Source organism: Streptomyces sp. NBC_01478, from assembly GCF_036227225.1.
Taxonomy (GTDB): domain Bacteria; phylum Actinomycetota; class Actinomycetes; order Streptomycetales; family Streptomycetaceae; genus Streptomyces.
The window spans coordinates 10,524,278-10,537,590 of the sequence record NZ_CP109444.1 but is presented as its reverse complement, the minus strand read 5'-3'; the positions used below and the strand labels follow the sequence as shown (position 1 = coordinate 10,537,590).

Here is a 13,313-nt window from a genome sequence, read left to right as displayed (position 1 = left end):
GGAACCTCCCGGAATCCGGTGGTGAGGCGAGTGGGTACGCCCTTCATGGTTCCGGGAAGCCGCGGAGGGGTCGATTACCTCCGAGGTCATGCCTCAGTGCGGGGCGCGCTCCTCAAGTGCCGTGCGCCAGGCGGGTGGTGGGCCCTCGGGTTCGGGTTCGGCGCGACGGCCGCCGCGGGCGAAGAAGTCGGCGAGGGGGAGGATCGCGGCGCCGACGGTGACCGCGTCGGGGCCGAGGCGGCCCAGTTCGATGGTCACGCGTCCGGCGGGGTGGCGGAGCGCGTAGGCGGTGGCGTGATGGCGTACGGCGGGCAGGAAGCGGGAGCCGAGCTGGAGGCCGGCCCAGCCGCCGATGAGGATGCGCTCGGGCTGGAAGAGGTTGATCAGGTCGGACAGACCGGCGCCGAGGTATTCGGCGGTCTCCTCCAGGACGGCGAGCGCGACGGGGTCGGCCTCGGTGCCCTCGGGCGGATAGGCGGCGACCAGCAGCGCGGTCATCGCGGTCTCCTCGTCGGTGCCCTCGGGCGGCCGGCCGCCCTGCTCCCGCCAGCGGTCCAGCAGCGACTCGGCGCCCGCGTACGCCTCCAGACAGCCCAGGGCGCCGCAGCGGCACCGGCGGCCGCGGACCCGTACGGTCAGATGCCCCCACTCGACGGCCCGGCCGTGCTCCACCTCGGGGGTCACCAGGCACGCGCCGACGCCGGAGCCGAAGAGGACGACGATCGCGTTGCGCGCGCCGCGCCCGCCGCCGAACCACATCTCGGCCTGGCCGAGGGTCTTGGCGCCGTTGTCGATGAAGTACGGGACGGCGTCGGGGAGTTGGGAGGTGGAGCGGAGCAGCTCCTCGAGCGGGACCGCGTCCCAGCCGATCGTCTGGCCGTGCACGACGGCGCCGTGGTCCGGGGTGTGCTCGACTATGCCGGGGACGCCGATGCCGACGCCGAGGAGCTGTTCCGGTGCGATGTCGGCGGCGGCGAGGACCTCGGCTATACCGTCGCGGATGTGGCCGACGATGACCTCGACCTCGTAGCGCTGCTGCTCCAACGGGCGTTCGGCGCGGGCGAGTTCGGTGAGGGTGAGGTCGAACAGCTCGACGCGGACCCGGGTCTCGCCGACGTCGACGCCGATCATGTGGCCGCTGTGCGGGGCGACCTGGAGCAGGGTGCGGGGCCGGCCGCCGTCGGAGTCGACGCTGCCGGCCTCCTCGACCAGACCGTCGGCGACGAGGTCCGCGACGACATTGCTCACCGAGCCGGAGCTGAGCCCGGTCGCCGGACCCAGTTCGAAGCGGCTGAGGGGTCCGTCGAAGTACAGCCGTTGCAGCACGGCCGTGCGGTTGGCCCGCCTGAGGTCGCGTACCGTGCGCCCGTTCCGCCCCGCCATGTGGCTCCCTCCGAACCCTGCACCCGCTTAATTCACGCCCTGAACTAAGGGGCGATGGGATGCACACTACGTGGTGGAAGCCGTCCCGTCGATCTCTCCCAGGGCGGCGAGGAGCTCGGGGCCGACCCTCTCCCGCCGCCAGCGGTTCTCCTCCTCGCCGAACTCCCGGGGGACCGCCTCGGCGAGCATGATCAGGTAGAGGTAACTGCGGTAGAGCGCGTAGCGGAGGCGGGCCGACCGGTCGAACTCGACCCGGCCGCCCGCCCCCCGGTACCCCGCGAGGAAGGACTCGTCCGTCCTGATGTCCCCGAGCAGCGCCAGGGACACGAAGTCGGCGAGGGGGTCGCCCCAGAACATGCGCTCGCCGTCGATGAGACCGCCGATACGGGGCGTTCCGCTCGTGCGGTCGACCAGGATGTTGCCCTGCCACAGGTCGAAGTGGACGGCGCTCGGGACGGTGACCTCGTCGAGGGCGGTGTACGCCGTCCGGGCCGTGCGGGCGATGTCGTCGGCGGGGAGCGGCAGCCAGGCCCCGTAGCGGCGGGTGTCGTCGAGGACCGCGTCGTAGAGCGTGGTGAACGCGGTGCGCCAGTCGGGGGCGAGCGGGCCCAGCGCGCCGGAGGGGTAGCCGAAGCCGGGGCCGGTGATCTCGTGCAGACGGGCGAGCTGTCGTCCCAACTCCGTGCGCAGGGAGGTCACTTCGGTGTCCGTGAGGGAGTCGTCCCAGGGTTCGCCGGGGCAGAGCGTCATCAGGAGGGTGTCGCCGTCGAGGACCACGACGCGCGGCGCCGCCACATCGGCCTTGGCGGCGGCGCCGTAGAAGTCGGCCTCGGAGACGAGGAGTTGGCGCTCGTGGGCCAGGCCGGGGGCGGTGGGCGCGGTCTTCAGGACGTAGCGGCTGCCGTCGGTGAGGGTGAGTTCCTCGACGGTGTTGTAGGTGCCGCCGCCCATCGGGCGGAGGTGGGCGAGAGAGCCGGGCGGGATGCCCGCCGAGCCGAGTACCTGTCGGGCTCGCTCCCAGGAGTCCGTCACCGTGCGCCCACCTCTCCCGTTCGGTCAGTCGGCGGCGTACACGTCCTCGACGTAACGCCCGTCCGCCATCAATGCGTTGAGCCACCGCTCGGCGGCCGGGTCGTCGGCGCCGGGTGTGCGGTCCCGGTACAGGGTACGGAACGCCTCGCGTACGCCCGGCGCCATGCGTGCGCCGTCGCCGCAGACGTACACCCGGGCGCCCTCCGCCAACAGGGCCCACACCTCGTCGGCCTCGGCGGCGACGCGGTGCTGGACGAACGTCGCTCCGTCCTGCGGGGCCGCGCTGAAGGCCGGGCGGAGCGAGACGGCTCCGGCACGCTCGGCGGCGCGCAGTTCGTCGGCGTGGAGGTAGTCGGCGTCGGGGGCGTCACAGCCGAAGTAGCAGAGGGCCGGGGCGAGTTCGGCTCCGGTGACGAGGGCGGCCGTACGGTCGGCGATGGTTGCCCGGAAAGGGGCGAGGCCGGTGCCCGCCGCGATCATGACGACCGGGGTGGAGTCGTCGATCCGGAAGGCCTCGCGGCACGGCTGGACGCGGGCGTACACCGTGTCGCCCGGCTCGATGGTGTTGAGGTGACCGGAGCCCGTGCCCCGGTAGACACCCTTGCCCGAGCGGGCCTGGGCCTCCAGCAGGGAGACCATCAGGTCCGCGTGACCGGGGTCGACGGCGGGCGAGGACGAGATCGAGTAGTGCCGGGGACGCAGCCGGGTGAGCAGGCCGAGGAGTGCGGGCCAGTCCAGGGCGCCGCGCAACGCCGGGTGGTCCTCGACGAGTTCGACGAGGGTGCGCGGGTCGTCGGTGAGGGAGGCCAGCGCGGTGCGCTCGGGCGGGCAGGGGTTGGCGGCGGCGAGCGCGAGCAGGTGGCCGGCGGTCGGGCGGTCCTGCAACTCGACGTAATGGGTCAGGAGTTGGCGTGCCGTCACGGGGCGGTCGACCGCGAGGCCGTCGCGGCGCGGGCGGGCCGGGCGGATGTCGAGGACGGTGTCGAGGTCGACGCCGAGGGCGGTGGCGGCGCGTTCGACCAGAGCAGGGGCGTTCGCGGGCAGGACGGTGAGGTGGTCGGCGGTGCGGTAGGCGGTCCCGTCCGGCAGGGCGACGCGGACGAAGCGCTTGCGGCGCGGGTGGCCGGGGGCGGTGAGGTCGTGGGCCTCGGTGACGGTCATGGGGAGGAGACCGTGCCGTTCGGCGAGGGCGTCCAGGTGGCCGCCGTGAGGGTGCAGACCTCATAGGCGGCGGTCGGCTCCAAAGCTTCGACGGGGTCGACGGGTTCGGTGTCCACGGCGTCGGGATCGCCGTACGTCTCCAGCAGGGCCGCGCGCAGTCGGGCCGTGAACTCCCGTACGGCGCCGGTGAGATCGCCGGAGGCGGCGGTGCGGTCGGTGAGGCGGGTGGCGCCGAGTTCGGCGAGGCGGGCGTCGATGCGGGTCGGCATGTGCTGGTAGGTGGCGGCCCAGTTGCGGTCGCCGACGCCGAGGACGGCGTACGTCACGCCGGTGAGGTCGTGGGTCTCCTCCAGCCGGGCGGCGAAGGCGAGGGCGTCGTCGGTGGGGCGGCCGTTGTAGGAGGCGGCGGTGATGACGACGGGCCGGTCGGTGGGCAGGCCGTCGGCGTACGCGTCCAGCGGCGCGACGTCGACGGAGCACCCCAACACGCCTGCCTCGTCGGCCAGTTGGGCGGCGTACGCGCGGCAGGTGCCGTAGTTGCTGCCGTGCAGGAAGAGGGCGCGGGTGCCGGGGCGGACGCGGGCGGGGAGGGTGGCCTCCGCCACAGGAGTCGCGGGGGCCTCGACGGCGCCCGGCAGCGGCGGGTGCGCGCGGTCGGCGGAGGTGCGCGGGGTGAGCGTCAGCGTGAAACCGTCGGACTTGAGGGTGAGGGTCTCCTTCACCGTGAGCCGGTAGTCCGCGTGGTCGTGCAGCCGGTAGCGGTGGACGAGCATCGCGAGCAGCATGGTCGCCTCGTGCAGCGCGAACTGCCGCCCGATACAGGCGCGTTCACCGGTGCCGAACGGCTTGAAGGCGTGCACGGAACGGGCCGCCTCCGCCTCGGGGGTGAAGCGTGAGGGGTCGAACAGCTCCGGGTTGTCGCCCCAGTCGGGCTGCCGGTGCAGCATCGGGGCGATCACGGTGACCGCCTGTCCGGCACGGAGCGGGATGCGCCCGCCGAGCACCGTGTCCTGAAGCGCCTGCCGGCTGAACGCGGCGGCGGCGGGCCACAACCGCAGTGCCTCGTTGAGCACTTGGCGCGTGTAGGTGAGCCGCCCGACCTCGTCGTACGTCGGCTCCGGGTCCGCCGTGTCGCCCCACAAGGCGTCCACCTCGCGCTGGACGAGCTGGAGCACGGCCGGGTGCTTGGCCAGGTAGTACAGCGCGAACGACATCGCGCCGGAGGTCGTCTCGTGGCCCGCGATCAGGAAGGTGATCACCTGGTTGCGGATGTTGGCGGTGTCGAGCGTCGTGCCGTCGACCGGGTGCTCGGCGCTGAGCATGAGCCCGAGGAGGTCGGTGGCATCGGCCTGGTCGGTGCCGGTGCGGGTGGCGATGACGTCGACGACGACCTGCGCGAGGTGGTCGGCGTCGGCCCGGAAGGCCGCGTCGGCCGCCGAGTAATCCTGGCCCGGGACGCGTGCCGGCCGGGTCGTGCTCCACTCCAGGCAGCGGACCATGGACTCGACGAAGGGGTGCGGCTCGGCGCGCTCGAAGGACCCGAAGTCGTAGTCGAATCCGGCGAGTCCGATGGTGTCGAGGGTCATCCGGGTCATGTCGTCGGGCACGTTCACCGGCTGCCCGTCACGGGCGCCCCGGTCCCAGGCCTCGACCAGCCTGCGGGCCACCTCCAGCATCACGGGGTGGTAGATGCGCATCGAGCCGAGCGCGAAGGCGGGCATCAGGATGTCTGGCGCCTTGGCCCAGTTGGGCTCGTCGTTGTACGCCGTGAAGAGTCCGTCGGCGGCGAAGGCCCGTACGTTCTCCAGGGCGGGTCCGACATGCGTGGCGAACCGGCGCTCGTCGGAGAGGTCGGTCACCAGGTCCAGGTCGCTGACGAACAGCGTGTCCCGCCCGTGCAACCGCCGTACGAACACCGGTCCGTGACGGCGCATCAGGTCCATGATCTGCTGCATCGGGGTGCGACCGGGGCCGGTCGCGGTGATGTCTGCGACGGGGATGTCGGGGAGAGTGGGGAGCGGCGCGGTGGGGGGCATGGCGCGACAACTGCGTTTCGCGGTACGGAAGTACTGCGTTCCAGCGTGCTCGTCCGGCATCGGCGGACCGCGCCACGGGACTACACGATCGTGTAGTGGAAAGCACCGATGGCGTCTTGTGCCGGGAACTCCGTCCGGCTATTGAGTGCGCGTACTCATGTGTGCCCGCGACCGGCCCGACAGGGTGGGCGCATGACGCAGTCACTGACCGAACGGCCGGCTCTGCGCGGCAGATGGCCGTGGTCCAGGAGGACCTCGCGCCTTTCGGACATCACCGCCGCCGTCGTCCTGTTCCTCTGCGAGATCCCCGTGATCGTCTGGAAGGTTTTCGGCGACGGGATGGCGGTCTGGGCGGCGCAGGGGGAGCAGGACCGGATCGACGCGGCGAACCTCGCGAGCATCGCCTGGAACCAGCAGTTCCTCTACGTCGCGCTCGCCCTGGTCGGGCTCGCCGCGGTGTCCCGCGCACCGTGGACGGTGGTGTCGCAACTCCTGGTCGCCGGCCTCCTGGGCGCCATGCTCGCCAACGCCCAGCACGTGTACGACGTCGAACACCCTGCCCCCGCGCCCACCCCGACCGTCCTCTACACGCCCTGCCTCAGCGGCAGCGGGACCTGCCACTGATGATGGTGCGGTACGGCGTGGCGGGAGGTGCCGGTGGACTGGGCACGCAGGGAGGGCGTGGTGTGGCGCAACCGCACCCTGATGCTCTTCGACCGGGTGGCGGTGCCGGTCGCGGTGTGCGATGTGTACGGCTCGGTGCAGGTCGCCAATCCCGCGATGGCGGCGGAGTGCGGTACGACGCCGGGGCGGCTGCGCGGCCGTGACGTGCTCGACCTGTTCCAGCCGCAGGAGTCGGGGCAGGTGGAGCGGATCGCGCAGGCGCTGCGGCTGCGGCACCGGTCGCGCTATCAGGTCTCGGTACGGTGGCGGGCCCCGGACGGCGCCGAGCGCTACGGCGAGCTGACGGCCGACCCGGTCGGCGACACCGTGGAGGAGACACCGGCCCTGCTGGTCATGCTGCGCGTACGGGGCGAGGGCGAACCCCGTGACGACAGCCCCGCCGAGGACGCCCCCGCGCAGGTCACCCCGATCGAGGCCCGCATCCTGGCCCTGCTCGCCGGCGGCGCCACCACCGCCCGCACGGCCCGCGAGACCGGCCTCACGACGGATGGCGTGACCTATCACCTACGGCGCCTGTCGGCCCGGTGGAACGCGGCGAACCGTACGGAACTGGTCGCCCGCGCCTACGCGCTCGGGGTCCTTTCGCCGGGGGTGTGGCCGCCGGTGCCTGTCACGGTCGCCGACGGGCGGTAGGCCGTACCCGCCCCCTCCGGCGCCCCGAAGCGCGCGAGGGTGTGCCAGACCATCTTCAGGTCCTGGAGTGCGTAGCAGCCGGTGCGTGCCGCGTCGCCGATGACGCGCGGGTCGACGACACCGCGCTCGGCGATACGGGCACCGAGGTCGGCGTACTCCTGCCCTCGATAGTCCGCGTGCCGCCTCAACTCGCCCACGGTGAGCCGGTATCCGGGGTGCCATTCGACCGGGCAGGGCAGGCGGTGGGCGGCACTCTCGACGGGGGTGCCGCGGTAGCTCGCGTCCAGGACGAGGGCCTCCGTGTCCGGGGCGAGGACGACACCTCCGTGCACCTGTGCCTCGATGTAGTCGTTCAGGGCGTCCTGTTCGTCGGCCTCGGCGAGCGCGATGAGGGTCATGCCGGAGGCGACGCCGAAGTCGGTCGGTTCGGCCGCGCTGTCGGGGTAGCAGAAGGTCGCGCGGGCGAGGGCGGCGCCGGTCAGCCTGAGATGCGAGGACCCGAACCGCGGGGCGGCGCCGACCAGTTGGCGCCGGAAGTTCAGCGCGCCGTACACCGGTCGCTCGGGTGCGGGCGCCTCGTCGTAGGCACCGGCGAAGATCCGGCTCTCCCAGCGCCAGCGGTCGCCGCCGGGGTGGGCGGTGAGGCCGCCGTTGCTGGTGCCGGTGACGAACTGCGAGTGGTACGTGCCGTCTTGGGCCAGCGCGTCGAGGATCGGGCGGCCCGTCGCCGTACGGTCGGGGTGGAAGTTGAGCGTGATGCGCAGGTCCGGATCGACGGCCGGGCCCGACGAGCGCTCCGCCACATGTCGCAACGCCCGTGCCTGCCTTGACCCGACGCCGTCGACGCCCCCGAAATCCATTGGCTCCTCCACCGCTCGTCTCACTACCCTGGGCCGAAACCTAGACCCCCTAGGTTTCGGAAACCGACACCTCCCAGGAGTCCCCCCATGAGATCACTCACCGAGCACGACATCCGCAACTCATTTGTCAACTGCTCGAAGGGCGAGGCCAAACGGCTGGCGGTCCCCCGCGATCTCGACACCCGCCCCTGGGACGACCTCGACTTCCTGGGCTGGCGCGATCCCGGGGCGCCCGACCGCAGTTATCTGGTCGCCGAGCGGGCGGACGGGCCGGTCGGGGTCACGCTGCGGTTCCCGTCCGCGCGGCGCGGCTTCCTGCACCGCAGCATGTGTTCCCTGTGCGTGACGACCCACTCGGGCGGCGGCGTCTCCCTGATGACCGCGCGCAAGGCGGGACCGGCGGGCCGCGAGGGCAACTCGGTCGGCCTGTACATGTGCACGGATCTCGCCTGCTCCCTCTATGTGCGCGGCCGGAAGATCCCCGAGTCGGGCATCCGCATCGAGGAGAGCCTCACCGCGGAGCAGCAGATCGCCCGGACGGTGGGCCATCTGACCGCGTTCATCGACAAGTTGTACGTCTGACGCCGGCCCCGCCACCGCGATGGCGTCAGTCGCCCAGCACCGCAATTCAGTCGCCCGGCACCGCAACGACGTCAGTCGCCCGGCACCGCGATCACGATCTTGCCCCGGTTGTCCCGCCGTTCCAGCCGCTCGTGCGCGGCGCGCGCCTCGGCGAGGGGCACGACGGTCTCGATCGGCACACGGTACGTGCCGGCGGCGACCCGCTCGGCGAGTTCGCGCAGGTCCGTGCGGGGGTCGTAGCCGCCGTGGATCTGGAGGTTGGTGAGCTGGAAGCCGAGGATCGACACGTTCTTCGGGTAGAAGTCGCGGGTGTCGACGGTGCTCGGCTCCAGGGCGACATTGGCGAGGGCGACGACCCGGCCGCCGTGCCCGATCTCGCGCAGGCTGCGCCCGAAGGCCCGGCCGCCGACGGTGTCGAGGACGACGTCCGCGCCCCGTCCGTCGGTGAGCCGCAGCACCTCGTCGACCTCGGCGTCGCCCGGGTGTGCCGAGGTGTCGAGGGTGGCGTGGGCGCCGAACTCCCCTGCCCAGGCGGCCTTTTCGGGTGATCCGGCAAGAGCGATGACACGCGCGCCGGTCTCGGCCGCGATCTGCACGGCCGCGCTGCCGACCCCGCTCGCGGCAGCCTTCACGACCACCGTGTCCTCCTTGGTGACGCGGGCGAGGCGTCGCAGGCAGTACCAGGCCGACAGCCAGGCGACGGGCAGTGCCGCCGCGTGGGTGAGATCCACCCCGTCGGGCAGGGCGGCGACCTGGGTGGCCGGCACTGCCGCCAACTCGGCATAGAAACCCGGTGAGTTCACGCCGTCGAGGGCCACGACCCGTTGCCCGACGGTGAATCCGGTGACACCCTCCCCCAGCGCGGCGACGGTACCGGCGCCTTCCACGCCCGGGATCAGCGGCGGCTTTCCCGCCCGGTGATAGTTCCCGGACCTGACCAGGGCGTCCGCTCGGTTCACACCCGCCGCGGCGACCCGCACCAGGACCTGCCCGGGACCCGCGACCGGGTCGGGCACCTCGACCGGTACCAGCACCTCGGGCCCGCCGAACTCGTCGATCCGTACCGCACGCATACCGCACCCGCTCCCTGTCATGACCGGCGAATCCGGCCGACACCTGTTGAACTGGTGTCACCATGCGACACCCGACGAACCGGTGTCAAGGCCGACCGACGGACCTCTCGTACACCGCATGAACCGGTGTACGAGAGGTAAGCTCACTGGTATGACCCAACCGCCCGTCTTCCCGTTCATCGGCGGACGCCCGTGCCTGAACTTCGTGGCGACGCTCGGCAAACGGCACGGCACCCCCTTCGAGCGGCTGCCCGATCCGACCGCCCTGGCCGCCTGGATCACGGAGGCGGAGTTGTCGGCGGGCACCGAGCCGGTGCGGGTCACGGCCCGGGAGCTGACCGACGCGCGCACCCTGCGCGAGGCGCTCTACCGCGTCGTACGGGACGCGATGGCCGGGCGGGAACCGGCGGCGGCCGATGTCGAGCGGGTCAACGAGGCCGCCGCGCGCCCGGATCTCGCGCCTCAACTGGGCGCGCAGCGCTGGAAGTCGGCACATCCGGCGCGCGCGGCGCTGGCGACGGTGGCCCGGGACGGCGTGCTGCTGGTGGGCAGTTCGCTCCTCGATCGGGTCAAGGAGTGCGAGAACCCGGAGTGTTCGCTGCTGTTCCTCGACGACTCCCAGGCCCGCCGCCGCCGTTGGTGCTCGATGGACCGCTGCGGCAACCTCGCGAAGATCGCGGGCTATCGATCGCGCAGCCGGGCCGCCACGACCGAGTGAAGGCCGAGGCCCAGGAGCAGGGTCAGGAGGCGGCCGGCGTCCAGTGCGGGTCGCGGCCGAGGAAGGCGAGGAGTGCCTCGGCCCTGTCGTACTCGGCCCTCGCCTCGCGCGCGGGCGCGAACACCCGGTAGGCGTCCCGGAGTTGGTCGACGAGTCGGTCCGCGGCCGGCCGGATCCCTTCCGCCAGGTCCACGCCCAGTGGCCGGTTCTGGCCGGTGGCCACCGCGATGTCCCAGGCGTGCACGGCCGCGTCCATCGCGGCCGTCGCCGCGGCGAACGCGCGGGGCATCGGGCCGAGCGGCGTCGGCACCTGCTCGGCGTCGGCGGGCAGTCCGGCATAGCCCTCGGCCACCGCGCGGAGCACCTTGTCGAGTTCGGCGACCGGGTCCCCCGCCAGGACGTCCTCGGGGTGGAAGGGGTCGGCGTCGGGCCGGTCGCCGGTGAGGACGAGGCCGTAGGCCTGCTGGTCGATGCGCGCGTGGTTGAGGACCTGGCGCGCCGTCCACTCGCTGCACGGTGTCGGCGCCGCCCAGGCGCTGTCGGGCACGGCGGCGACCACCTCGCGCAGGTAGTCGTGCGAGCGGGTCAGTACCTCGATGCCCTGCATGTCCGTCATGAACGTTCCCCTCGCTCTTCGCCCTGTCCGATGATGACAATCTAGGAGGCCTTGCGGACAGTTTCGGTCCTCAATGTGCACGCCGCTGCGCACGTTCAGCGCATCTGGTGAGAGGGAATAGGCCAAGGATGCGAGATGTCCGTGAGTGGACCGCGCCACTGGTGCGGTTCGTGGGGCGGCACCGGGACCCGGTGGTCGTCCAGACGCTGCGGTCGGCGACCGCGGCGACGGTCGCGTACGTCGTCGCGCTGCGGCTGAGCCCCGAGCCCGCGCCGCTGACCGCTCCCCTGACCGCGCTCCTCGTCGTCCAGGTCACCCTCTACGCCACGCTCACCAACGGCATCCGCCGTGTGAACGCCGTGGTCGCGGGCGTGCTCGTGGCCATCGCGTTCAGTCTGCTGGTCGGTCTGACCTGGTGGAGCCTGGCCCTGCTGATCGTGGCCTCGCTGGTCGTCGGGCGGGTGGTGAAGGTCGACGAGTACGTGCCCGAGGTGGCGATCAGCGCAATGCTGGTCCTCGGGGTCACCACGGTCGGGAACACGGCCTGGGCGCGCGTGGTGGAGACGCTGATCGGCGCGGTGGTCGGGCTCGCCTGCAATCTGCTGCTGGCTCCCCCGGTGTGGGTGGACGAGGCCGGCGAGTCGATCGAGGGACTGGCCCGTCGGCTGCGCCGGCTGATGCGGCGCATGGGCGAGGAGGCGGCGGGCCGCACGCCCGTCGACCACGCCACCGCGCGGCTGCACGAGGCGCGCCGGCTCGACCACGACATCGTCGAGGTGGACGCGGCCCTCAGGCAGGCGGAGGACAGCCTGCGGCTCAATCCGCGCGTACGGGAGGGGCTGCTGCACCGGGTCGTGCTGCGGACCGGCCTGGACACCCTGGAGATCTGCACGGTCGTGCTGCGCGTCCTCGCCCGCACCTTCACCGACCTGGCGAAACAGCGCGACCCCGAGCCGCTGTTCGCGCCGCCGACGGGCGCGGCCGTAGAACAGTTGCTGTCCGAGATCGGTGACGCGGTGGTCAGTTTCGCGGTGCTGGTGACCACCGATGTGACGGTGAGCGCCGAGTCGGCGGAGTCACGGCTCACCGCCGAGCTGCACACGGCCGCCGCGACCCGCGACAAGCTGGCCCAGTTGCTCCTGGAGGAGGTCCAGCGCGACGCGGCCCAGTGGCAACTGCTGGGCGCCATGCTGACCGAGGTCAACCGCATGCTGGACGAGCTGGACACCGAGCACCGCTCGCGCCGCCTGATGGAGGAGCTGGACCGCGTCAGCCGCGAGCAGCGTGAGCGCCTGCCCTGGCTGGCCTGGCTGCGGGAGCGGGTGGGCGTGCCGGAGCGGCTGCGCAGGAACCGGGGCGGGGTCGCCGATCGTTCTAGGTGACGGAGTCACCTGGGGGCGGGCCGCCTCCGGCAGCGCAGCGATGGGGGCGGGCGTATGACCGACAGCACCGTACGGATCGACGGGAACACCTTGCGACTGCCCGGCGGGGTCGCGGTGCGGTTCGTCCGCACCCTGCGGCTGCCCGAGACGGGCACGCATCCGCTGCCGCCGGGGCTCGGCGAGTTCCCGGTCCGCAGGGTCGCCGACTTCCCGGACACGGTGCCCGCGGAGTGGCGGGCGCGGGGCGGGGTGATGCTGCCGGTGTATCTGCGCGAGGCGATGTGGCTGAGCTTCGCGGGCACGGCCGAGCCCGCCGCCCTCCAGGTGGGGGTGGGCAAGGTGTGCGCGGTCTCCGGGAAGCCGTGGAGCGACCGGCTGTCCCGGAACCCGCAGAACTACGTCGTCCTTCCGCGCCAGCCCTGGCTCGACGGCATCAACTCCGGCAAGGGGACCGTCCGCCAGTTCGTGGCGGTCCCGCTGGGTCTCGGCGCGACGGTCGAGGGCCAGGTCACGGGCGAAGAGGTGTGGGGCGGCGTCCAGCTCCAGTCCTTCCCGCTCACCGAGCGGGAGTTGGCCAAGTGGCGCGCGGACGAGCAGCGCCGCTCGGAGCGGGCCCGCGCGATCACCATGCCGTCCGGGGGCTACGGCGCCATGCCCCCCATGCCCGCCATGCCGATGGCCGCGCAGGCCGCCCGCGCGCCCGGCGCTCCGGCGGCCGCTCCCAGGATGGGGCTCGGGGTCGGCGGCTCGATGCGCCAGGAGGTCTACTCGGACGACCGCCCGCCGGCCGCCTGGTCCGAGGAGCCCGCCGGACGGGTCTTCGTGCACCTGGTGACGCCCCCGGAGTGGCGCCGCATCACCGGCGAGGCCCCGCCGCCCTCACCGGTGGACCGCGCCGCGTACACCCGGGCGGGCCTCCCCTGGTTCGACTACTACGACCAGGACGCCGACGATCTCGCCCCCACCGACAGCCTGGGAGCGGTGCAGCCGGTCGGCGACTGGCTGGGCGACGACCACGAACCCTGGCAGCAGCCCACGCCCGGCCAGGTGCAGCCCCTCAAGGACGCGCACGGCAAGCCTGTGGAGGACGGCGACTGGTGACCCACCCACCCGTTGCACTGGATGCAACGGCCGTTGCCGGTCTTGCGCTCAA

General features: G+C 72.6%; 11 protein-coding genes and 1 pseudogene. 6 read left to right on the top strand and 6 right to left on the bottom strand.

From position 1 onward, the window contains the following. Nucleotides 1-93: 93 nt before the first annotated feature. The 3 genes and pseudogenes from OG223_RS46920 to OG223_RS46910 all read right to left on the bottom strand — a co-directional run bounded on the left by OG223_RS46920 (nucleotide 94) and on the right by OG223_RS46910 (nucleotide 5,612). Nucleotides 94-1,383 (bottom strand): ROK family transcriptional regulator, encoded by a 1,290-nt coding sequence (locus OG223_RS46920; protein ID WP_329263081.1) that lies wholly within the window; start codon nucleotides 1,381-1,383, stop codon nucleotides 94-96. Nucleotides 1,384-1,449: 66 nt separating this feature from the next. Then, the gene (locus tag OG223_RS46915) at nucleotides 1,450-2,415 is read right to left on the bottom strand and encodes a phosphotransferase family protein (protein WP_329263079.1); all 966 of its coding nucleotides are present in this window, start codon (nucleotides 2,413-2,415) and stop codon (nucleotides 1,450-1,452) included. A gap of 24 nt (nucleotides 2,416-2,439) precedes the next feature. Beyond that, nucleotides 2,440-5,612 (bottom strand): annotated as a pseudogene (locus OG223_RS46910) (cytochrome P450). A 192-nt stretch (nucleotides 5,613-5,804) separates the two neighbouring features. Between OG223_RS46910 and OG223_RS46905 the strand changes: the two are divergent. After that, a complete protein-coding gene (locus OG223_RS46905) occupies nucleotides 5,805-6,236 on the top strand; it encodes a DUF6234 family protein (RefSeq protein ID WP_329263077.1) in 432 nt (143 codons plus the stop codon). Nucleotides 6,237-6,317: 81 nt separating this feature from the next. Next, nucleotides 6,318-6,929, top strand: a complete 612-nt coding sequence (locus OG223_RS46900; protein ID WP_443073877.1) for a helix-turn-helix transcriptional regulator — start codon at nucleotides 6,318-6,320, stop codon at nucleotides 6,927-6,929. Here the strand turns inward: OG223_RS46900 and OG223_RS46895 are convergent. Continuing rightward, entirely contained in the window at nucleotides 6,860-7,789 is a 930-nt protein-coding gene (locus tag OG223_RS46895) for a DUF3626 domain-containing protein (protein ID WP_329263071.1), read from the bottom strand. The two genes, OG223_RS46900 and OG223_RS46895, sit on opposite strands and share 70 nt — an antisense overlap. Nucleotides 7,790-7,876: 87 nt before the next feature. Between OG223_RS46895 and OG223_RS46890 the strand changes: the two genes are divergently transcribed. Then, complete coding sequence (locus OG223_RS46890) at nucleotides 7,877-8,371, top strand: FBP domain-containing protein (protein WP_329263068.1); 495 nt, start codon at nucleotides 7,877-7,879, stop codon at nucleotides 8,369-8,371. 71 nt (nucleotides 8,372-8,442) lie between these two features. Here OG223_RS46890 and OG223_RS46885 read toward each other — a convergent pair whose 3' ends face one another. Further along, nucleotides 8,443-9,444, bottom strand: a complete 1,002-nt coding sequence (locus tag OG223_RS46885) for a quinone oxidoreductase family protein (protein ID WP_329263064.1) — start codon at nucleotides 9,442-9,444, stop codon at nucleotides 8,443-8,445. A gap of 151 nt (nucleotides 9,445-9,595) precedes the next feature. On the opposite strand from OG223_RS46885, the gene OG223_RS46880 reads away from it, so the two are divergent. Beyond that, nucleotides 9,596-10,162, top strand: a complete 567-nt coding sequence (locus OG223_RS46880) for a CGNR zinc finger domain-containing protein (RefSeq protein WP_329263061.1) — start codon at nucleotides 9,596-9,598, stop codon at nucleotides 10,160-10,162. Nucleotides 10,163-10,184: 22 nt separating this feature from the next. On the opposite strand, the gene OG223_RS46875 is transcribed toward OG223_RS46880, so the two are convergent. Then, complete coding sequence (locus tag OG223_RS46875) at nucleotides 10,185-10,778, bottom strand: TIGR03086 family metal-binding protein (protein WP_329263059.1); 594 nt, start codon at nucleotides 10,776-10,778, stop codon at nucleotides 10,185-10,187. Nucleotides 10,779-10,906: 128 nt separating this feature from the next. On the opposite strand from OG223_RS46875, the gene OG223_RS46870 reads away from it, so the two are divergent. Then, the gene (locus OG223_RS46870) at nucleotides 10,907-12,160 is read left to right on the top strand and encodes an FUSC family protein (RefSeq protein WP_329263055.1); all 1,254 of its coding nucleotides are present in this window, start codon (nucleotides 10,907-10,909) and stop codon (nucleotides 12,158-12,160) included. A 54-nt stretch (nucleotides 12,161-12,214) separates the two neighbouring features. After that, a complete protein-coding gene (locus tag OG223_RS46865) occupies nucleotides 12,215-13,261 on the top strand; it encodes a hypothetical protein (RefSeq protein WP_329263053.1) in 1,047 nt (348 codons plus the stop codon). Nucleotides 13,262-13,313: the final 52 nt, after the last annotated feature.